The following is a 20,733-nucleotide window of genomic DNA, read 5'->3' as shown; positions in this document are numbered from 1 at the left end:
AAGGTTAACGGTTTTAGTGGCATTTTTCCTAGTCCTGTGCGGGCTCGGGTGCAGCGCCGGCCGGGGGAGCGCTGACATGGCGGGCGGCGTCCGCAAGTCGTTCGAGTGGCAGGCGGCCTTGGTCGACGGCGCCAACAACGGCGTCGATCACCGCATTAATGTCACTTTCGGTGGACCACAGGGGCATGTCGGCACCGGCATTGAGGGAGGCCACGACGGCGTCGGCAAGCGGGAGCGAATCCGCAATCGCCTTCATGCCGCCGATATCATCGGTATAGATGGGCCCGTCGTACTGCAGGGTCTCGCGGGCTAGGCCATAGGCTTCCGGCAGGATGGAAGCAGGCGTCTGACCATCACCCAGGCCGGGCACGGCGAGGTGGCCCATCATGAGCGCGGCATTGGGCGCTTGGGGAAGAGCGGTTTTAAAAGGAATGAACTCATGGCCTTCTAGTTCTTCCAGCGGCGGGGTAACGGCCTCGGCCAGGTGGGTATCGCCAGAAGCACGGCCGTGGCCCGGGAAATGCTTGAACACGGCCTTGACCCCGGCGGAATCCAGCCCGCGGGCAAAGGCCGCGCCATACTCGCCTGCTTGGACCGGATCGGTGGAAAATGATCGATCGCCCACAACTTCTAGGCCGTTGCCATCGACGTCGAGCACCGGTGCAAAGTCCACATTGATGCCATGTGCCTTAAGGCTCATACCAATCTCGTGCGCGAGCTGCTCCACCTCTTGTGGGGAACGCTCGGCCGCCATCTGCTGCGGCGCGGGATACTCGCCCAGGATCTCCGAGAAACGTTGCACGCGCCCGCCCTCAAAATCGATAGAGACCTCAAAGTCGCGGCCCACATCCTGGCGCAGGGCATTAATATCGCGACCCTCTTCCTGCAGCAGGTTTGGATCCGCCCAGCTAGGGATAAAGATTCCGCCCACACCGGCCTCCAGCTTGGCCTTAGCGTCGTCGTAGTTGGTGACCGGCGGCATCAGCACAGAGGCAGCCATGGCGCGGATGTCCTGCTGCGGGGCCTCTTCCTGCGAGGTCTCTTCGTGCGTTTCATTCGTTGCAGCAGGTGAGCTCGACGCAGCCGGAGTGGTGGAGTCCTGGCTCTCGTTATCCTCCGGGGTGGAGGTAGAGCAGGCTCCCAGGGCCGTCACGAGGGCGAGGCTGGCAAGGATGCGCGGAGTTTTCATGCCTTCTAGTGTGCAATATTCCTCGCGTTCTGTCGCAAGCGGTGGGTAGACTAGTGACATGAGTAACGGCGAGACAATGCTAATTGCCTACGATGGCACCGAACGAGCCGGCCGCGCCCTCGAGTACGCGGCCCAGCTGCTGCGGCCCACCACGGTAGAAATCCTCACCGCCTGGGAGCCGGTAGCCCGGCAAACCGCCCGCGCCGTCAGCCGCACCGGAATACACCAGTCCACCGTCTCCCCGGATGGCGTCGAGGAGGATCCGGCCTATGAAGAGGCACTAAAGATTTGCCGCCAGGGCATCGAGCTGGCCGAAAGCCTGGGCCTAGCCGGCCGCGCCCACTTGGTGGAATCCGCCACCACCATCTCCTCCGCCATCATTGATGCCGCGCATGAGCTGGACGTGGACGTCATCGTGACCGGTACCCGCGCCCTGACCGGGTTCCGCGCGTGGTGGACCAACTCCACCGCCGACCAGATTGTGCGCAATGCCGGCCTTCCCGTCTTCATCGTGCCGCAGGAAAACGAGGATGACGCGGACGATGATGAGGCAGAATACTTCTAAATAGCTGCTAATATCTTTAGCCATGGCTCTGGAAACCGATTCTTTGAACAAGCGCACCCTTGGCCCTGCCATCGGTAGCGCTGTTGTGGGCATCGCGCTCGGCGTCATCACCATCATCGGCATCGCACAATTCTCCGGCACCGATACCGTGCCAGAAGGCAATGCGGTTTCTGCTTCCGATGCGGTTTTGGGCGGCCCTGAGTACGGATCCCGCAACTAGGTGTGCGTACCCTCCGCGGGCGGCTTGCCCGCCCCTACCCGCTCGGGATTTTTGCCCTAGCGCTCATCCTTCTCGTGCAGCCGTGGGGGTTGACGGCGGCCGATACCAAGCATGATCTGGCGGCCGATCCGCTGCACTTTCTCCGCGGGGCGCTCAGCGCCTATACGGATACCTTTACCCTGGGGCAGCTGCAGAATCAGGCCTATGGCTACCTCTTTCCCCAGGGCCCATTCTTCGTTTTAACCCAGCCACTGCCCGATTGGGTGGCCCAGCGCCTGTGGTGGTTGCTGGTCTTGAGCGTCGGCTTCATCGGCTTCCATAAGCTCGCTTGCAAGGTGGGCCTGCGTGGCTGGTGGGTCTGGGTGGCAGCAATGCTCTACGCGCTCTCTCCTCGCGCGCTTTCTACCCTGACCGCCATTTCTTCTGAGACCTGGCCGGTCATGCTCGCTCCCTGGGTTATCCTGCCCTTCCTCAACGCCAAGCTCACCTGGCGCGATGCCGCCGCGGCCACCATCCCGGTGGCGCTGATGGGTGCGGTCAATGCCACCGCGACCATCGCGGCGTGTATCCCGGCCGCTGTAATCCTGCTCTACCGCCGCGCCTTCACGCCCGGCGCGGCCTGGCTCTTAGGCTGCCTGGCGGTATCGGCGTGGTGGATCGGCCCGCTCGTCGTGCTTGGCCGCTATGCCCCGCCGTTTACGGAGTTCATCGAATCCGCGCGCGTGACCACGCGCTGGCTCAACTTGCCAGAGATTCTGCGCGGCACCACGAGCTGGACGCCGTTTGTCGATACCGAGCGCGTAGCCGGCTATGAGCTAGCCACCGAGTCCTTCTTTGTGCTGGTCACCATGGGCATCGCGGCCGTGGGCATCTACGGTCTTAGCAAGCTGCCGCGCGTGTGGTCCGTCATGCTGGTGGTGGGCATCGCGGTGCTGGGCTGCCAGATGGCGTGGTACCTCGATGCGCTCGATGGACCGCTGGCCGCGCTGCGCAACCTGCATAAATTCGATCCGCTGGTGCGCATCCCGCTGCTGTTAGGCGTGGCGCGCGCCTGCGCCCATCTTCCACTACCGAGGAGTTTGCGCCCCACCAAGAGGCAGACGGTGGGTGCACTGACGCTGCTGTTGTGCATCGCGGTGGTCTCCCCGGCATGGTCACAGCGCTTGCTGCCGCTGGGTGCCTATAAAGAGGTGCCCTCCTATTGGCACGAGGCCACGGACTTTATCAATACCCATGCCGCCGATACCCGCACGCTTATCTACCCTGAGGCGTCCTTTGCCCGGCAAACCTGGGGGTGGACGCGCGACGAGCCGGCCCAGCCGCTGCTCGATGTCCCCTGGGCCGTGCGCGATGCCATTCCGCTCGTGCCGCCAGAAGCCATCCGCGGGCTCGACGGCGTCATGGCCGCGCTCAAGGAGGACCCAGCCACGGGCGTTCGCTCCCTGCAGCGCCTGGGCATCGGCGCGGTCATGGTGCGCCATGATCTCTTCACCGGCGAGGACGAGGCCCTGGCCAGCAAGTTTGGCGGCGAGGTCCATCGCTTCGGCGACGTCGACGTCGTCCTACTCAACCACGCCGGCATGTCCTTAGGGCCGACAGAGCCAGTCCGCGTGGCCGGCGGCGGGGAAGCCTTGGCGCTTCTCGACGCCCACTCCACCCCCACCACCCGCCAGCTCGTCGATCACGACGCCGATATCGTCACCGATACCCCGACGCTCACGGACCGCAACTACGGCACCCTCGATGGCCCCATCTCCGCGCCCATGGCCGCGGACGACCCCAGCCACGTGAATAACCGCCTGCGCGATTATCCCTCCGCTGGGCCGCTTACCCAGGTGGAAACCCACGGCGGTTCGGTAGCAGTCTCTTCCTCGGCCGCCGATGCCACGGCCTTTGGCGGGGCCCAACCGAAAAAGTCCGCCACGGCCGCCGTGGACGGGGAGAACTCCACCGCCTGGTGGCCCGCGCCGGGCGATGACTCCGGGTGGATTGAGCTGCGCGGATCTTTCACCCAGCCGCGCCTCAATCTCATGGCCACCAGCGCCACCACGGTAACCGTGCGCTCTGGCAGCGCGGCCGTAGACGTGGACTTACAGCCCTTCCGCTCGCAGGAAGTCCGCGTTCCCGGCGGCGATACCGAGTCCATCCGCGTGGAGTTATCCCACCGCACCGGCATCGCGGAGTTAGGGGTGGAAGGCCAGCCGGTCGAGCGCGTGGTGACCGTCCCGGATACCTCCCCCAATGTGCACCAATTCTTCTTCCAGCGCATGCTGCAGGATACCGGCGTGCTCATCCGCGATTTCACGGCGCCGCGCCCCATGCGCGTGACGGTGGATTCCACCAAGCCCGTGCTTATCGACGCCCACCGCTACTCCCCCGGCGATTCCCTCACCCTCAGCCCTGGCACGCACCGCGTGCGCACCACGGGGCCGTGGGTGAGCCTGCGCGAGGAGGGCTGGCAACCAGCAGGCTCTTCCGAGCCCACCGGGTACTCGATTGCAGCCGCTGATGAGGATCGCCTCTTGGTCACTGGTCGCGCCTTCAATAAGGGCCTGCGCGGCTACCTAGGCGAGGAAGAGCTCACCCCGCGCGAGATCGATGCGGCCACCCAAGCTTTTGTCATTCCGGCCGGCCGCTCCGGTGACTTCCGCATCACCTTTAGCGCCCAACCGGTTTACCGCGCCACCCTCCTCTTCGGCGGTGCGCTGGGGTTACTTGCCCTCGGCCTAAGCATCCTGGCGGCCATGCGGCGCCCGTCCCAGCCCACTTGGCGCGCGCCGCAAGGCGGCGCTGCCTCGGCCGTGGTCGCGCTCGGCGCGCTGGCCCTCACCGGCTGGCCGGCCGCGGTCGCGGCCGTTGCCGCTTGGTTGGTGCTGCGCTGGACCACCATCCCGCGCGCCTACCTCGCGCCCGGTGTCGTGGCGGCGGCCGGGGCGATCCTCGCCCGCGCGCCGTGGACATCAGGATCCTATGCGGGCGATTCGCTCCTGCTTAGCTGCTTGTGTGCCGCGGGCGTGGCCTGTCTTTTCGCCTCCGACCGAGGAGAAGATCCCGGCCGGGACGCTCGATGAGCGTATAGCTCGCGGCCGAGACCACCACGGTGGCCACCACCGTTACAGCCAAAATCACCCAAAAGTCCAGGGGCTTCCCGCTAAACAGCGGCACCCCGGTAAGCGGAAACGCCAGTCCCAGAATGGCCACATGCCATAAGAAGATGGAATAGGACCACGCGCCCAGTGCCTGCATGAGCGGGCTGGTCAGCCAGGACTTATCCCGTGGGGCGAGCGCTACCGGGATCACCACGACTGCGGCAAAGGCCGCTCCCGCAATGATCCGGCGGGAAAATTCCGCGGGTTCTGGATGGATAAGCCCCTGCGGCCCGAACCACTCACGGCTGGAAATCCACAGCACCACCGCTGCCACGAGCCACCATGCCCAGCGCGGCCGCAGCACGCGTTGCACGCGCCGGCTAACACCGGCCTCTTCGCATTCCGCGGCCAGCATTCCCACGGCAAACCACGAAGCATACGCCGGTGGCCAAATCTGCGAATTGACCTGGTCCTTGGCGTAATCGGCCACAAAGGGAACGAAGCCCCAAGTCCAACTAATCACAGCGCCCAGCGCGATGGCCGCTACCCGCCAGCGCCGCGGCAGCGTTCCAAGAAGCCACACCAACACAGGCAGGGCAAGGTAGAAGAAGAACTCCACGCATAGCGACCACAGGTGGGTAAGCCCCGGTGCTAGCCCGTCCACCACATAGATCTGGGTAGAGGTGAGGTTGCTCAGCAGTTGGGTGAGGGTGAGCGAGTGAGCGTCGGGAAGCAGGAGCATCACCGCCACCACGCAGGCATAATATGCCGGTAACAGGCGGGCCACGCGCGAGCGCGCATAGCCGGATAAGGTGTGCAAGCCGCGGCGGCGCCACAGCAGGAAGGCACTGAGGGCAAAGAAAACGGCGACAAAAAAGTCGAAGCGCCCCGCAAAGCCCCACCCGGTTCCGGTCTGAAAAGACACGTGGGTGACAATGATTCCAAGGGAAGCGACCGCGCGTAGACCGTCTAGCTCCGGCAGATGCTGGGGTACGCTTTTCACAGATGCCTGCGGCTGCACGCTTGCTCCTAACCCCGGATCGACCTGAAACTGATTGGACATATTACTGCAATGAAACGCTACCTTTGGCCACGCTCGCCACTGGCGTGGGTTGTCATTGCCGCCGTCATTTTCTTGGTGCTGGGCACCGTGGTGCCGCCGCTGTATAACAATCAGACTCGGCCGCTGGCCTTCGACCAAAACATCAACACCGTCACCGCGCCGTCGGCCGGGGTGTGGATGGAAGCGCCCGAGTTCATCGCCGGGGCCAAAGCCTCTAGCGATAGCAAGGACCCGCAGTGCCAAGAAAAGCAGGCACCCATGTGGTGCTATCTGCACCACGATCTGCTCACTATCGAGCGCAATACCACCACCTCTGAGGTGGCAGAAGATGATGCGCTCGCTAATTCCGATTCGCTCTCTCGCCTGCTCGCCGGCAATACTCCCCTTGCCCAAATCACGGAGCATTCCGTGTTGAACCGCGAGTCCACCTACCCAGTCGCTGCGCCAAAGGATAAATGGGACTTTGTCCTACCGGCGCTGGATATCGGCATGGCCCGTACCGACTTCGAGCGCGATGGAATCAACTACTTCTTTCCCTCCGGTACCGAGCAGCGCTCCTATCCGTTTTTCGATCTAGCGACGCAATCCTCCACAGCGGTGGACTTCACCACGACGGAAAAGCTCGACGGTATCCCTACCTATTCTTTCCACCACGATATCCAGCCCATTTCCTTGGCTGATATGCGCAAAAGCATTACCACTGAGGTCGATACCGGCACCGGCGATAAGCAACTAGCGGCCAAGGATTTCCGCATCTCCGGGCCAGCGAAGCGGTTCTACGACGCCGAGTCGCGCGAACTCCTCGGCTTAGATGCCACTGACCGCGTCACGGTGGAGCCCTTCTACACTATCGGCCGCGATATCTCCGTCGAGCCCACCACCGGCACCATGGTGGACCTGCGGGAGAACATCAAAATCTTCTTCGCCGCGGACGAAAAGCAGGCCGGCACCATGGTGGCGAATGATGATACAGAGGACCGTTCCATCTTTGCCGCCGATTTGCGCTGGTCCGATGACACCCGCGCGGAGCGCCTTGATGAGGTGCGCCCCGTCATTCGTACTATTCGCGCCTTGATGGTGGTCGGCTGGGCCGGCAAGGCCATCGGCGTTGGCCTATTGCTCTGTGCCGCCTATATGTACATGCGCCACCATCGTGAAGGCTAGGCGGCTTTTACTCCTTATCTGGGGCACCCTCCTCGTGGCCGCGGTGTGCTGGCCCTTTGCTTTGCCCGGCGAGTTCTTGTGGCGCGATATGGCATTGCTTGACCATCCGGCGCTTTCCCCTTCTGCCTTTGGCGGCGGCAGTCTGCCTGCCCGCAACGCACCGCAAGACGGTTTCCTTGCTCTCGTAGGCGGCGCGTGGGCGGCACGGGTGCTCATTGTTGCCGCCGCCGCGTCCTCCGCGCTCACCGCGGCGCGCTGGGCGCGCTCTACGGTCGCCGCGGTGAGCGCGATGGCGGTGGCGGTGGCCAATCCCTTCGTCATCGAGCGTCTCTTGCAGGGCCAGTGGTCGCTTGCGGTGGCTGCGTGGCTGTTGCCGGTCATCGCGTGGGCAGGAAGAAAGCACAGCTGGGTGGCGTGGCTAGCCATGTGGGGAGCATCGCTTACCCCTACGGGTGGTCTCTTTGCCGTGGTGACCGCGGCGGCGACCTGCCGCAAGCGGGTAGCGCTCGGCGGCGTGATTCTGTGCTTGCCGTGGGCCATTCCGGGCATGTTCAACCCCGCCGCGCCCGGCGATACCGCGGCGGCGGTGGCCGCGTTTGGCCCGCGGGCAGAAGACTACGTCGGCACCGCGGGCGCACTGCTGCGGCTCGGCGGCATCTGGAATGCGGAAGCGGCCATCGGGTTCGCTGTGTGCGGTGTCATCATGGCAGTCATCGCCTTGCTCGGGGCGTGGCGGGTTCCCGCGCGGTTAAGCGTCCTCGCGGCGATAGGGCTCGGCGGGGCGATGTTCTTCTGGCTGGTTCCCGGCGCTCTGGTGTGGTCCATCGATCACGTACCGGGGGCGGCGCTGCTGCGCGATAGCGGGAAACTGACCATGTTGGCGTTGCCGCTCTATGTGGCCTCGCTGGGGGCGCTGCCGAATCTGCCAGCGGCACTGGCCACCGTGGCTGCGACCGTGCAGCTGCTGCCCGTTCCGGGACGCCTCGCGGTACTCGCGCCGCGGGATACGGGGATAGATGAGCAATTGGTGCGCGCGATTGACGGCCGCGTGGCCTTCTTCCCAGAACGCGCCAACCTCGTGGAGGTTCCCGGCGGCGTGGCCGTCGACCCCTACTCCAAGGCGGTGGCCATGGTGGAATCGGGGGAATTAAGCGTAGACGGGACCGTGGTGGACCAAGCCTCGCCGCAGTACCGGGCGGCACTGCGCGCGTGGGAAGAGCACGATATGGACCGGTTGGCCGAGATCGGCGTCGGTGTAGTCGTGGTGGACGGTGCCATAGCCGCGGAGACTAATGCGCCGCGGCCGCAGGTTCCGTGGGCGCTTACCGCTTTGTGGATGGCGTGTCCGCTACTAGCCCTTGCAGCAATTCCGCGAACTGCTCGCCGGTCTTCTCCCACGAGAAGCTAGCGGCAAAATCCCGCGCGTTGGAGCCGAGGGTGCGGCGAAGAGGGGCGTCGGCAAGCAGCTGCTTGGTGGCCGCCACGAAGTCCTCTTCGCGCTCTACCAGGATGCCGGTCTTGCCGTTAATAACGCTGTCACGCAGGCCAAACGTATATCCTACGGCCGGCACCCCATGTTGGGCCGCCTCCATTACTGCCAAACCCCACCCCTCTTTGCGCGAGGGCATAAGCAAGGCATCGGCGCGGGCCAGCAGGGCGTGCTTATAGTCCTCGGTCACCTGGCCGCGGAAGCGCACGCGATCGCTTACCCCATGCTCCTCGGCATAGGCGCGCAGGTTAGCCTCCCACCAACCGGAACCGATGACGTCCAGGACCGCGCCCGGGGTCTGCGCCACCGTATCCATGGCATGCTCGATCTGCTTATGTGGCACTAGGCGCGAGAGCGTGACTAGATGCACCTCGGCCTCTCGTTCCAAGGAAGGAACGTGATCCGGAACCGGGTCCAGGCCATTGGCGATGATGTGCGCGCCCTTAATACCCAGCGCCTCCAAATCCTCGCGGGAGGCCTCAGACACAGTGACATAGGGAGCGCCGCAATACACGCGCGGGGCCACCCGGGACTCAAGGAACCAACCGAGCCGGCCCAAGAGGGGACCCGCCACCGGCCACTGTTCACGGTGGCAATGGTGAGTAAGCAGCACCGTCGGCACTCCGGACACCAGCCGAGCGAAGAAGGGGATGCCATTTTGTGTATCAATCACCGCATCCACGCCGCGCAGATCTCCCAGCCCCAGGCGGCCGGCCAGCATCGCCGCCCAGGCACGCGGATACACGCCAAATTTGGCGCCGCCGCGGCTATAGCGCACGCCGTCGCGCACCTCCCGGCGCGCGGCATTCATGTGCTTGGAGGTGCGAAAGACCACCTCGTGGCCCTGGGACGCCAGGTACTCGCCCACGCGCTCCAAGTAGCGCTCCGAGCCACCACCTTGCGGGTGGGTGGAATCGCGCCAGCATAGTAAAAGAATCTTCATCGTGAGGTATTAGCCTAGTGGGTTATGAGACATACCCGTGAGATGGCCACGCTCCGCCGCTCCATTCAGCTGCTGCGTTCCTTCCGCTTTGAGCAGACGCGCCCGGAGATTTTTTACGGCGGGCTCGCGGAGGATACAGCCGCGCTGGTGGATAACCTCGGCCGCGACCTGGACGTGCAGCTTCCTGGGGCACGGGTGCTCGATGTCGGCGGTGGCCCGGGCTATTTTGCGGATGCCTTTGCCCGGCGCGGCGCCCGCTACGTGGGATTGGAGCCGGATGCCGGCGAGATGTCTGCGGCCGGCATCCACTTGAGTAATTCCGTGCGCGGCGATGGCACCAACCTGCCCTTTGCCGATAATTCCTTTGACGTGGTCTATTCCTCCAACGTGGCCGAGCACATCCCCAATCCCTGGGATATGGGCGAGGAGATGCTGCGCGTGACCCGCCCCGGTGGCCTCACCATCCTGAGCTACACGGTGTGGCTCGGCCCCTTTGGCGGCCACGAGACCGGCCTGTGGGAGCACTACATTGGCGGCGAGTTTGCCCGCGATCGCTATACCCGCCGCCACGGACATCCACCTAAGAACGTCTTTGGCACTTCGCTTTTCGACGTCCCCTGCTCCGCCGGCCTTGCCTGGGCACAGCGCACCGGCGCGCTCAAACTCGCCTTCCCCCGCTACCACCCCAGCTGGGCTTGGTGGCTCACCCGCGTACCAGGGGTGCGGGAGTTTGCGGTGTCTAACCTGACGTTGGTATTGCAACCTAAAAGTTTCAATGGCAATACGCGCTGAGCTCGAATACCTCGCTACATTGATCCCGGACTCGATCATCGTGGGTAACCACGATGACAGCAGCACCAGCAGCGGCTTGCTCCTGCAGTAGGGACAGCACGCGGTCGCTGTTCTTACTGTCGAGAGCCGCAGTTGGCTCATCCGCCAAGATGAGGCTCGGGGTGCGTACCAAGATACGGGCAAAAGAAGCTCGCTGCTGTTCGCCACCGCTTAAGGAAAATGCTTTCTCCTTCTCTCGCCCAGCTAAGCCCACCTGCTCCAGCGCACCGGAAATAATTTCTGACTTCTTAGCCTGCGGCGTCTTAGGAGGCAATGCTACAGCCAAATTATCGGCAACCGAATCGGTATCAACCAGAGCAAAATCCTGAAACAGATAGCCAATATCGTTGCGACGCACTTTTCGCGCCTGCCTTTCTTTCATACGCGTAGCATCGTGACCGAGCACTTCCATGCTTCCGCCGGTGAGCGAGTCCAGAAGACCTAAGCAATTTAATAGCGTGGTTTTTCCGCAGCCCGAAGGCCCAGTTAAGGCGACTACTTGCCCTGGCGCGATATCTATATCCACGCCGGACCACAAGGTGCGTTTAGCAATGGAGTAGCGACCTTCCCGAATCTTTATTACGGCCTCATTCATTCTTCTATCTCTTTCCTGCCCGATATGAGATGTGCACCATTGTCATTACTGAAACGACAGCCACAAGAATCGAAAGCCCAACCCCGTAGGCCATTGCTTCTGGCGTTACTTTCAGCTGAGCGACGACGGCGGGCATACTATTCATGCGTTCTAGCTCTCGTGCTTGGCCGCCTTTGAACCATAGATAAGCGATGGTGACGCAACAGATTGCGGCGTCAGCAAGCCATAAATATCGATACGCCCGAGTCATGGGGATTCCCATGAACCGGTAGACGCGAAGCCGCTGTGCAAACAACTTTCGATACAAAAAGCCCGCAATGACCGCCATGGTTAGCGCAATCAGAGCCGCAGCAATGACACCGAGGACCAACGCAACGGTATCGGCACGCAGCGATGCATTTCCCTTGGCCCATAGATGTGCAGCCGAGTTGGTCTTCAAAACGAAGTTGCTAAGGTCCGGATCACCGCGAAGCTCAGGCGGAACCCCACCCAGAAAGCCAGTGCCATTCTGAGTCATGCCGGCAACAATGGTTCTATCTGACGGCAGCTGGTCGTCCGGATAGATGGTCATCACCGGCCCCGCAGTTTTTATCTGTTCTTCCCAACCAGTTTCGTCTATCTGCCAAGTAGCTACGTCAAAGTCATCACTATCGAGGATCTCCACTGGGCATTCGTGCTCGCTGCAATAGAAGTCCTTCGGGACCGAATCTGCAATGCCTTCCAGTCCTCGCGGAATATACCTCGTGGGCTCGTGCGGCGGATTCTTCTGCAATTCCTCGCGCAGTGGGCCTTCCACCGAACGCATCGCTGCCGTGTAATTGAAACTGAGCATATCCCGGCCGACTCCACCGAACTCTGCCGGTGAGTCCTCAGAAAACTGTACATATTGAAACTGACCAACCGCAGATTTAGCCCGCGCAAGCTCGGCTAACTTGTGTGTTGAATCTACGATGCCATCGCTATCACGCGCCCCTGAAAGTTCCAGGAGCTGCAAATCATCGGCTTGCTTCCAGAAGTTACCAACGCCATTCTGCACCTCCACTTCATGCAGGTGGTTCAGTGCTGGGGCTATGAGTCCTACAGCTGCAATGCAGGGCACGAGTTTCAACAAAACCACAATTGCCACGGTACTGCGCTGCGGCAGCTTCCCTTTGAGCCGATCCCTCAACGCTAGCTTTTTACACGCCCATGTAGTCAGGAGGAATGCCACCACCATGACAACGAGAAGCGGAAACAGAAATACTGCCGAGTAGCGCATAATCCCTAGCATCACTCGTGGTGAAACTAATATTGCGCATAGCACCAACGCCACCGCCCCGATGGCCAGTGCACTAAGAAATGCACTTGCATAAGAACGCCGAAACTCACGTGCAAATATGACGCTAGGCGATAGTCCCATGAGCTGCCACACGGCATAATCCCTCGTTCGCGCGATCGCGCCGGCCACGACGACAGCAAAGCACGTGGCCAGAATCAAAAAATAAATTCCGGCTAGCGCGGTATCCGTAAAAAGGAACGACCACTCTAGGCTTTCGAGTTCCTGATGCTGCGCGCTGTAAGCATCCAGAATCCCATACACTGTATTTTTGAAATCCTCGCCTCCGGACAGTTGGAGAAGCTGACGCGGATCCTCATCCGGTAATTCCGACAGATCGTGTACGCGAACTGGACTGCCCGGCGCAATCGTGTCGTACCAACTGCTGCCAAAGTCCCCTGCGGCGTAGACGTCGGTATGGTCCGGTTGCTCGAGCTCCACTGCAATGCGCTCACCCTTCGATTGCGCAGCCTCATCGAGTGCAGCAAGAATTTCAGAGCCCTGGCCATCATTCGATCCGACGTTAATGAAAGAGCCGGTTTCAAATATTCCCTCCGACTGCGTCATCGCAAACGCCCAATACCCCAAGAACAATGCGGATAGTACGCAAAATGCGGCGAGAATTCGTTGAGAAAGGCTAACGCCTTCTTTCATGAAATACTTCCTTAACTAAAGCAAGGGTCGCCCATGACGGCGACCCTTGTGACGCTTACCTTCTATTAACACAAGCGGTAATAAGCGCCATCCGCCCCGAGCCAACGAGATGATGCCTGCGCACGGGCCCACGTATTCGCTGGCTGGCAGCCAGAGTCAACGTACTTGTGGCCATTCACGGAACTACCGTGATTAACACTGGGATGGTGGTAGTTCGACCACACTCGTCCTCCACCCTTACCGTGTTCCCACATACCCCCATCGACAAGTTCTCCTGCCAAAGCAGTTCCCCCAAGTGCACCAGCACCTAGTACAAAAGCAGCGGCTGCGGAAGCCAGACTTTTTTTCCGCATCTATTTCTCTCCTTTTTCCGAAATGAAATACCCGTTTTCCGGGCCGATAAAATAATTTCATAATTATTAATAGTTGTCATCGTTAACGATAAAGAGTTTCACTTTTATTAACTAAGATTAACTTATTGTTTACTTTTTATATCTAGTTAAGGCAATACGAAACCCCCAGCGTCAATGACGTCGCTGGGGGTTGGCTGAGCCTAGTGCTTAGGAGGCGTTTTCAACGCGCTCCTTCAGGGCGCGGAACTGGTCCCACACCTCGGACGGCACGCGGGAGCCCAGGAAGTTGAGGTAGCTGGCGTTATCCTGCATATCGCCTTCCCAGTCCTTCGGGTTGACGGCAAGAGCGGCGCGAACGTCCTCGATATCGAAGTCGATGCCCTCGAGGTCGATATCCTCGGCGCGGGCGGTGTGGCCCACGACGGTTTCCTCGGCCTCAACGTTGCCCTCAATGCGGTCAATGATCCACTTGAGCACGCGGGAGTTCTCGCCGAAGCCCGGCCACAGGAAGCGGCCGTCGTCGCCACGGCGGAACCAGTTAACCAGGAAGATAGACGGCATGCGGTCGCCACCCTTTTCACCCATATCGATCCAGTGCTGCAAGTAGTCACCAGCGTTGTAGCCAATGAACGGCAGCATAGCCATCGGATCGTGGCGCAGGGTGCCGACGCTGCCCTCTGCTGCAGCGGTCTGGCCGGAAGCCAGCAGGGCACCGATCATGGTGCCGTGGTTCCAGTCGAAGGCCTGGGTTACCAGCGGAACGGTGGTCTTGCGGCGGCCACCGAAGAGGATGGCGTCGATCTTCACGCCCTGCCAGTCGTCGTACTCCGGAGCGGCGCTCGGGCACTGAGAAATCGGGACGCAGTAACGAGAATTCGGGTGCGCTGCCTTTGTAGAAGATTCCGGAGTCCAGTCTTCGCCGGTCCAGTCGATGAGGTGCTCTGGTGCCTCCTTGGACATTTCCTCCCACCAGACATCGCCGTCATCAGTAAGCGCAACGTTGGTGAAGATGGTGTTGCCTGGCTCCATGGTCTGCATGGCAATCGGGTTGGAACCGTAGTTGGTACCAGGGGCCACGCCGAAGAAACCGTTTTCCGGGTTAACTGCGTAAAGTCCATCCTCGCGCAGGTGCAGCCAGGCAATATCGTCACCGACGACCTCAGCCTTCCAGCCCGGAATGGTCGGGGTAATCATGGCCAAGTTGGTCTTGCCGCACGCCGAGGGGAAGGCGGCTGCAACGTGGTACTTCTTACCTTCTGGATTGGTGAGCTTCAGGATGAGCATGTGCTCAGCCATCCAGCCTTCTTCCTTGGCCATGACAGAAGCGATGCGCAGCGCGTAGCACTTCTTCGCCAGGATGGCGTTGCCGCCGTATCCGGAACCGTAGGACCAGATTTCCTTGGTTTCAGGGAACTGGGTGATGTACTTGGTGTCATTGCACGGCCACGCAACATCTTCCTGGCCCGGCTCTAGCGGGGCACCCACGGAGTGCAGGGCGTGGACGAAATCGCCGTCGACACCAATCTTGTCCAAGGCTTCCGCACCCATGCGGGTCATGATGCGCATGGAGAGCACCACATAGGCGGAGTCAGTCAACTGCACGCCCAACTTCGGTTCCGGATCGCTAATCGGACCCATGCAGAAGGGAACCACGTACATGGTGCGGCCCTTCATGGAGCCACGGAATGCTTCCGTCATCTCCTCCTTCATCGCAGCTGGCGGTGCCCAGTTATTAGTAGGACCAGCGCCATCTTCGTGCTCGGTGCAGATGAACGTGCGGGATTCCACACGGGCAACGTCGGAAGGATTGGAGCGAGCCAGGTAGGAATTAGGGCGCTTTTCCTCATTCAGCTTGATAAGCGTGCCCTTTTCCACCAGCTCTGCGGCCAAACGGTCAGCCTCGTCCTGGGAGCCGTCTACAAAGACCACCTGGTCCGGCTGGAAGAGCTCAACGTTCTCGCTGATCCAGCCGATAAGCTTTTCGTTTTTAGTCGGCAGCTCTCCGACGAGCCCTGGGATAGTGGCGGTCATTAGTAATTCTCCTGAGGGTGGGTATGAAAATTGGGGAAATAAATCCCCAACTGTGCCTTTCACCTCAAGATTAACGTGCTTGTCCGAATAATTTGCGCAGATTTTGTCACACCGGTTATATCCACCGCGTTTACCAGAACTTCACCAAGCGCAACCACAGATACTGTGTTAAAAATCGCCTTTTCCCATCCCCCTGTCTGGGGGTCTATTACCCTCCCCAGCGGCAATCAAAACGATCATCTTCCACCCCCAACCGGGCCCACTGGTTATACCCGGATTGACCTCGCCACACGTGACCCACGGCGCGGCGTATTGCTTGGCAGGGCTAAGCAGGGAAAAATAGGCCGCAATGAATAACACAGATAACTCTCAAAACACCCGCGCTGGAGAAATGCCTCCAGGTCGCCCGCCACAGACTGACTTCAATGCCGTATTCAACAACGAGCTCGACTACCCACGCCTAGGCAACGTCACCTTCCGCCGCGGCACGCTGACCGAAAATCAGCATGAGCTTTTTGAAAAGCGCTGGCCAGAACTAGGCCGCACACTGGAAGACGAGATCATTGACCTCGATGCCTGGTTTGGCCGCAGCGGCGCCAAGACCATCGTGGAAATTGGATCCGGCACGGGTACCTCTACCGCCGCCATGGCGCCGAAGGAAACCGATACCAATATCATCGCCGTCGAACTCTACAAGCCGGGCTTGGCCAAGCTACTGGGCCAGATCGAGCGCGAGGGCATCGACAATATCCGCATGATTCGCGGCGATGGCATCGAGGTCATGGTGCGCATGTTTGCGCCGGAATCCCTTGATGGCATCCGCGTCTTCTTCCCGGATCCCTGGCCAAAGGCCCGCCACCATAAGCGCCGCATCATCCAGTCGGGCACACTCAACCTTTTTGCTTCCCGCCTGAAGAAGGGCGGCGTGCTGCACGTTGCTACCGACCACGCCGGATACGCCGAGTGGATCGATGAGCTTGTGGACGTAGAGCCGAGCCTGGATTACAAGGGTTGGCCGTGGCCAGAGTGCCCGCAGTTGGTGGACCGTCAGGTCATCACCAAGTTTGAGGGCAAGGGCCTAGATAAAGAACACGTCATCACGGAGTATCTCTGGGAGAAGAAATAAATGAGCACCTACCTACTTGTCTGGGATGCGCCGAATATGGACATGGGCCTGGGCTCCCTGCTCGGCGGCCGCCCCACCGCCGCACACCGCCCGCGCTTCGACGCCATCGGCCGCTGGCTGGTACACCTTGCCCAGGACGTTGATGCGGAGCCGCGCGCCGATGTCTTTACTAATGTCACCCCGGGCGGCGCCGATGTCATCCGCCCATGGGTAGAAGCCATCCGCAACGTAGGCTTCGGCGTTTTTGCCAAGCCCAAGATCCACGAAGACGACGACGTGGATCCGGACATGCTCGACCACATCGAAAGTCTCCGTGAGGATCTAGCCGGCGTGATTGTTGCCTCCGCCGATGGCCAGAATTTCCAGGAGCCTTTGGAAGAGCTCATCGCGGAAGGCCTTCCGGTGACGGTCCTCGGTTTCCATGAGCATGCCGCGTGGGCCGTAGGCCACGCGGATATCAATTTTGTGGACCTAGAAGATATCGAGGGCGTATTCCGCGAGCCGCTACCGCGCGTGAACCTGGATAACCTGCCCGAGGGTGGTGCATGGCTGCAGCCATTCCGTCCCCTGGCTGCGCTGCTTAATAACCGCTAGGAGGCTGCCCCAATGTTTGAAAAATGGGGACGTTTTTCCTATGCGCACCGCCGGCTCATCCCCGCCATCATCGTCGCCGCCATCCTTGCGCTCTTTATCGGCTTTGGCTTGCAGCTCGATGACCGCATGAGCCAGGAGGGCTGGGAGGATCCCAATGCGGCGTCGACAAGCGCGGCCCAGATCGAGCAGGAAGCATTCGGCCGCGATAACTCCGGCGATGTCATCTTGCTCTTCCATTCCCCCGATGAGAACTTCGACGCTGCCAAGCAGCACTTGGCGCAGTTGAAATCGGAGCATCCGGACCAGATTGACTCCGTGACCAGCTACTTCGACACGAAGAACCCGAACCTGGTCAATGCTGATCACTCGCTGGCTTTCGCCGCTATCGGCCTGAAAGGCGATGATGAGCAGACGCTGAAGGATTTCCGCGCCATCGAGGGCGCTCTCACGGATACCACCGCACCGGTGGAGATTGCGGGTGCCACCGCGGTTGCTGATGCCTTGGATGAGGGAATGTCCCACGATATTTCCCGCGCCGAAAAGGCCGCCCTGCCGCTGGTAGGCGTCCTCCTGCTGGTGGTCTTTGGTTCCGTTGTTGCGGCCTGCATGCCGCTGGTGGTCGGTGGGCTCTCCATCTTGGGTTCTTTGGGCATCTTGTCCATCCTGGCCGGCTTCTCGCAGGTCAATGTCTTTGCCCAGGCCGTCGTCACGCTGCTGGGGCTTGGCCTAGCCATCGATTATGGACTCTTTATGGTCTCGCGCTTCCGCGAAGAGCTGGACAAGGGCCGCTCCACGGAGGAGGCGGTGGCCACCACCACCGCGACAGCCGGTCAAACTGTGGTTTTCTCCGCAGCCATGGTCGCCGTTGCGCTTTCCGGCCTCTTCCTCTTCCCCCAGGCCTTCCTGAAATCCGTGGCCTATGGGTCCATTTCTGCAGTCGGCTTGGCCGCGCTCCTTTCGGTCACCGTGCTGCCGTCCATTTTTGGCATGCTCGGCCCCAAGATCGATACCTGGTCCGTGCGCCGCATCTCGCGGACGGCACGCACTATTCAGGACACCTGGTGGTATAAGCTCCCGCGCTGGGCCATGCGCCATGCCCGCGGGCTGACCATCGCGGTATGCGGCCTGCTCATTGCCCTGACCCTGCCCATTATGAGCATCACCTTTGGCGGCATCAACGAGTCTTACCTGCCGCCTGACCAGGACACCCGCGTGGCACAGGATAAATTCAACGAAGAGTTCCCGGCCTTCCGAACGGAGCCGGTCAAGCTCGTGGTAGAAAACGCCTCGAACCAGCAGCTTGTCGACGTCGTCATGCAGGTCCGCGGCCTCGACGGCCTCACCGAGCCCATGGCGCCGACGACTGCCACCAAGGACGGCACTACCGTCCTTTCCGCCGGCATTGAAGACCGCGATGATTACGCGAAGATTGTGCACGAACTGGAAAAGGTCAAGGCCCCTGAGGGTGTGAACCTCTACGTGGGCGGTACTCCCGCCATGGAGGTGGAGTCCCTCGATGCACTCTTCCACACGCTGCCGTGGATGGCGCTCTACGTGGTGCTGGCTACATTCCTGCTCATGGCCCTTGTCTTCGGCTCCTTTGTACTGCCGCTCAAGGCCATTGTGATGACGTTGCTGACCTTGGGCGCAACGCTGGGCATCCTGACGTTAATGTTCGTTGCCGGCTTGGGCTCGGACATCCTCAACTTCACGCCAGGACCGCTCATGAGCCCGATTTTGGTGCTCATCATCGCCATCGTCTACGGCCTGTCCACCGATTACGAGGTCTTTTTGGTCTCCCGCATGGTGGAGGCCCGCCGACGCGGTGCTTCCACCGACGAGTCTATTGCGGCCGGCACCGCGCATACCGGCGGCATTATTACCGCAGCGGCGCTCATCATGATCGTGGTCTCCGGCGCTTTCGGCTTCTCCGATATCGTGATGATGAAATACATTGCCTACGGCATGATTTTTGCCCTGCTTATCGACGCCACCATTGTCCGCATGCTCCTCGTTCCGGCCGTCATGCACTTGCTGCGCGAGGATAACTGGTGGGCCCCTAGCTGGCTGCGCCACGCCACTACCACTTTGACTGGCGGTGCGACGCACCGCGGCAAGACTGTTCCCTTCACTGAACTCAAAAAACGCCTCGAAGGGGGTAAGTAAGTGAAGAATTGGCTGCGCCTCATCGCCTCGCTCATCGTCCTGCTGGTTTTGGTTTATATCTTTCGCGATGAGCTGGACTTCCTGCGCGAAGGCTTCTCGCGGCTGTCTCATTCCAACCCGGCCGCGATAGCACTGGTGATCCTCGCATCCATCATGGCGGTGCTCGCCATGGGCGAGGTCATGCGCTTGCTCATTCGCGCCGGCGGTGTAAAGGTGCCGGCCGCAGAAACCGCAGCACTGACGTTGGCCGCTAATGCCTGGTCCACCACTCTTCCGGCCGGCCCGGCCTTTTCCGCCATCCTCACCTTCTATGTGCAGCGCACATGGGGCGCGTCCGTCATGCTGTGTGGCTGGTTCTTCGTGCTGTCCTCTGCAATTTCCACGATGTGGCTCGTGCTCATTGGCTTGGGCGGCGTGCTCTTTCTGAACGCGGATATGGCGCTCTGGTCCCTCATCGGCACCTTGGTGCTCATGCTGGCGCTTTCTGGCGGTCTGTTCTGGCTGACCAATCACCCGGATAAAATCATTCGCTGGCTCAACCGCCAGAAGTTCATTAAAGGCTCCAAGCGCGAGGCCCTCGTAGACCAGGTCAAGAATCTGGAAGAGGTACACCTTACCCGCCGCCAATTCGCCTGGGTATCTTTTTACTCCCTGGCCAACCGCCTGATCGATATGGTCTCGCTATGGGGCTGTGTGTGGGCCGTTACCGGCCACCTGCCAGCGCTGCACGCGGGCGATGACACCACGACGATGGCCGGCGTGGCGCTGGCCTATCTCACCGCTAAGCTTGCCGGTTCCGCTCAGGTCACGCCGGCCGGCCTCGGTACGGTGGAAGCCGCGATCATCGCCACTCTTGTGGCCACGGGTATGACCGCGGTGGACGCTACCGGCGCGGCCATCATCTACCGCCTTATCTCCTTTGCCTTGATCACCATCATTGGCTGGCTAATCTACTTCTGGCACTATGCCCGCAAGGGCATTACCTACGCCGCCTTGAACCGAAAGGAAAACGCATGAGAATCGCCCCCGTAATCGATATCATCGCCCTGATGCTCTTCGCCGTGGCTGCCCGCCTCGCCCACGGCGGATTGAGCTTTTCCACCTGGGTAGATGCCTTTTGGCCCTGGGCCGTAGGCGCGCTTATCGGCTGGGGCATCATCCTGGCTACCAAAGCGCAAGGCAAGTGGAAGGAAGGCGGAATCGTCTGGCTGAGCACCGTCGTGGGCGGTATGGCGCTGTGGATGCTCGTCAACGGCCGCCTGCCGCACTGGAGCTTCCTTATCGTAGCGACGGTGATGTCCGCACTATTTTTCTTTGGCTGGCGGCTTTTCGCCCGCAAATAAAAA

The 20,733-nt window shown here is 61.0% G+C and carries 18 protein-coding genes; 11 read left to right on the top strand and 7 right to left on the bottom strand.

The annotated features are described in order from the left end of the window. Window positions 1-28: 28 nt before the first annotated feature. Complete coding sequence (locus tag QP909_RS06700; protein ID WP_284766640.1) at window positions 29-1,189, bottom strand: glycoside hydrolase family 3 N-terminal domain-containing protein; 1,161 nt, start codon at window positions 1,187-1,189, stop codon at window positions 29-31. A 58-nt stretch (window positions 1,190-1,247) separates the two neighbouring features. Here QP909_RS06700 and QP909_RS06695 point away from each other — a divergent pair, with 58 nt between their 5' ends. Genes QP909_RS06695 through QP909_RS06685 form a run of 3 tightly spaced genes read left to right on the top strand, consistent with a single transcriptional unit; the run spans window position 1,248 to window position 5,045 of the window. Further along, window positions 1,248-1,754, top strand: a complete 507-nt coding sequence (locus tag QP909_RS06695) for a universal stress protein (RefSeq protein WP_005329423.1) — start codon at window positions 1,248-1,250, stop codon at window positions 1,752-1,754. A 22-nt stretch (window positions 1,755-1,776) separates the two neighbouring features. Beyond that, window positions 1,777-1,974 carry a DUF2613 domain-containing protein gene (locus tag QP909_RS06690; RefSeq protein WP_005325448.1) on the top strand — a complete coding sequence of 66 codons (198 nt, stop codon included), beginning with the start codon at window positions 1,777-1,779 and terminating at the stop codon, window positions 1,972-1,974. Window positions 1,975-1,976: 2 nt separating this feature from the next. Beyond that, the gene (locus QP909_RS06685; RefSeq protein WP_284766639.1) at window positions 1,977-5,045 is read left to right on the top strand and encodes an alpha-(1->3)-arabinofuranosyltransferase domain-containing protein; all 3,069 of its coding nucleotides are present in this window, start codon (window positions 1,977-1,979) and stop codon (window positions 5,043-5,045) included. Here QP909_RS06685 and QP909_RS06680 read toward each other — a convergent pair. Further along, window positions 4,966-6,126: an acyltransferase family protein gene (locus tag QP909_RS06680; RefSeq protein ID WP_284766638.1), complete on the bottom strand. Its 1,161-nt coding sequence runs from the start codon at window positions 6,124-6,126 to the stop codon at window positions 4,966-4,968. The two genes, QP909_RS06685 and QP909_RS06680, sit on opposite strands and share 80 nt — an antisense overlap. 9 nt (window positions 6,127-6,135) lie before the next feature. Here QP909_RS06680 and QP909_RS06675 point away from each other — a divergent pair, with 9 nt between their 5' ends. Continuing rightward, on the top strand, window positions 6,136-7,290 hold the full coding sequence (locus tag QP909_RS06675; protein WP_284766637.1) for a PorA family protein: 1,155 nt from the start codon (window positions 6,136-6,138) through the stop codon (window positions 7,288-7,290). Further along, window positions 7,280-8,698, top strand: a complete 1,419-nt coding sequence (locus QP909_RS06670; protein WP_284766636.1) for an MmpA family trehalose lipid delivery protein — start codon at window positions 7,280-7,282, stop codon at window positions 8,696-8,698. Before QP909_RS06675 ends, QP909_RS06670 begins: the two co-directional genes overlap by 11 nt. On the opposite strand, the gene QP909_RS06665 is transcribed toward QP909_RS06670, so the two are convergent. Continuing rightward, on the bottom strand, window positions 8,613-9,722 hold the full coding sequence (locus QP909_RS06665; protein ID WP_284766635.1) for a glycosyltransferase family 4 protein: 1,110 nt from the start codon (window positions 9,720-9,722) through the stop codon (window positions 8,613-8,615). The genes QP909_RS06670 and QP909_RS06665 overlap by 86 nt on opposite strands. A gap of 24 nt (window positions 9,723-9,746) precedes the next feature. On the opposite strand from QP909_RS06665, the gene QP909_RS06660 reads away from it, so the two are divergent. Beyond that, window positions 9,747-10,514 (top strand): class I SAM-dependent methyltransferase, encoded by a 768-nt coding sequence (locus QP909_RS06660; RefSeq protein ID WP_284766634.1) that lies wholly within the window; start codon window positions 9,747-9,749, stop codon window positions 10,512-10,514. On the opposite strand, the gene QP909_RS06655 is transcribed toward QP909_RS06660, so the two are convergent. The 4 genes from QP909_RS06655 to QP909_RS06640 all read right to left on the bottom strand — a co-directional run bounded on the left by QP909_RS06655 (window position 10,495) and on the right by QP909_RS06640 (window position 15,501). Then, the gene (locus QP909_RS06655) at window positions 10,495-11,148 is read right to left on the bottom strand and encodes an ABC transporter ATP-binding protein (protein WP_005325435.1); all 654 of its coding nucleotides are present in this window, start codon (window positions 11,146-11,148) and stop codon (window positions 10,495-10,497) included. The two genes, QP909_RS06660 and QP909_RS06655, sit on opposite strands and share 20 nt — an antisense overlap. A 4-nt stretch (window positions 11,149-11,152) precedes the next feature. Beyond that, window positions 11,153-13,117, bottom strand: coding sequence for a bacteriocin-associated integral membrane family protein (locus QP909_RS06650; protein WP_284766633.1), 1,965 nt, complete (start codon window positions 13,115-13,117; stop codon window positions 11,153-11,155). A 65-nt stretch (window positions 13,118-13,182) separates the two neighbouring features. Beyond that, a complete protein-coding gene (locus tag QP909_RS06645; protein ID WP_284766632.1) occupies window positions 13,183-13,470 on the bottom strand; it encodes a lactococcin 972 family bacteriocin in 288 nt (95 codons plus the stop codon). 207 nt (window positions 13,471-13,677) lie between these two features. Further along, the gene (locus QP909_RS06640) at window positions 13,678-15,501 is read right to left on the bottom strand and encodes a phosphoenolpyruvate carboxykinase (GTP) (RefSeq protein WP_284766631.1); all 1,824 of its coding nucleotides are present in this window, start codon (window positions 15,499-15,501) and stop codon (window positions 13,678-13,680) included. A gap of 349 nt (window positions 15,502-15,850) precedes the next feature. On the opposite strand from QP909_RS06640, the gene trmB reads away from it, so the two are divergent. Genes trmB through QP909_RS06615 form a run of 5 tightly spaced genes read left to right on the top strand, consistent with a single transcriptional unit; the run spans window position 15,851 to window position 20,730 of the window. Next, window positions 15,851-16,627, top strand: coding sequence for a tRNA (guanosine(46)-N7)-methyltransferase TrmB (gene trmB, locus QP909_RS06635; protein ID WP_284766630.1), 777 nt, complete (start codon window positions 15,851-15,853; stop codon window positions 16,625-16,627). Further along, the gene (locus QP909_RS06630; protein ID WP_005325427.1) at window positions 16,628-17,221 is read left to right on the top strand and encodes an NYN domain-containing protein; all 594 of its coding nucleotides are present in this window, start codon (window positions 16,628-16,630) and stop codon (window positions 17,219-17,221) included. Window positions 17,222-17,233: 12 nt separating this feature from the next. Continuing rightward, window positions 17,234-19,387 (top strand): MMPL family transporter, encoded by a 2,154-nt coding sequence (locus QP909_RS06625; RefSeq protein WP_284766628.1) that lies wholly within the window; start codon window positions 17,234-17,236, stop codon window positions 19,385-19,387. After that, window positions 19,388-20,404, top strand: coding sequence for a lysylphosphatidylglycerol synthase transmembrane domain-containing protein (locus QP909_RS06620; RefSeq protein ID WP_284766627.1), 1,017 nt, complete (start codon window positions 19,388-19,390; stop codon window positions 20,402-20,404). Continuing rightward, window positions 20,401-20,730, top strand: a complete 330-nt coding sequence (locus QP909_RS06615) for a DUF3054 domain-containing protein (RefSeq protein ID WP_284766626.1) — start codon at window positions 20,401-20,403, stop codon at window positions 20,728-20,730. The genes QP909_RS06620 and QP909_RS06615 overlap by 4 nt, the downstream gene beginning before the upstream one ends. The last annotated feature ends 3 nt before the right edge of the window (window positions 20,731-20,733 follow it).

Source organism: Corynebacterium sp. MSK195 (genome assembly GCF_030228885.1).
In the GTDB taxonomy this organism is placed as follows: Bacteria; Actinomycetota; Actinomycetes; order Mycobacteriales; family Mycobacteriaceae; genus Corynebacterium.
This window is presented reverse-complemented; position numbering and strand designations above follow the sequence as displayed.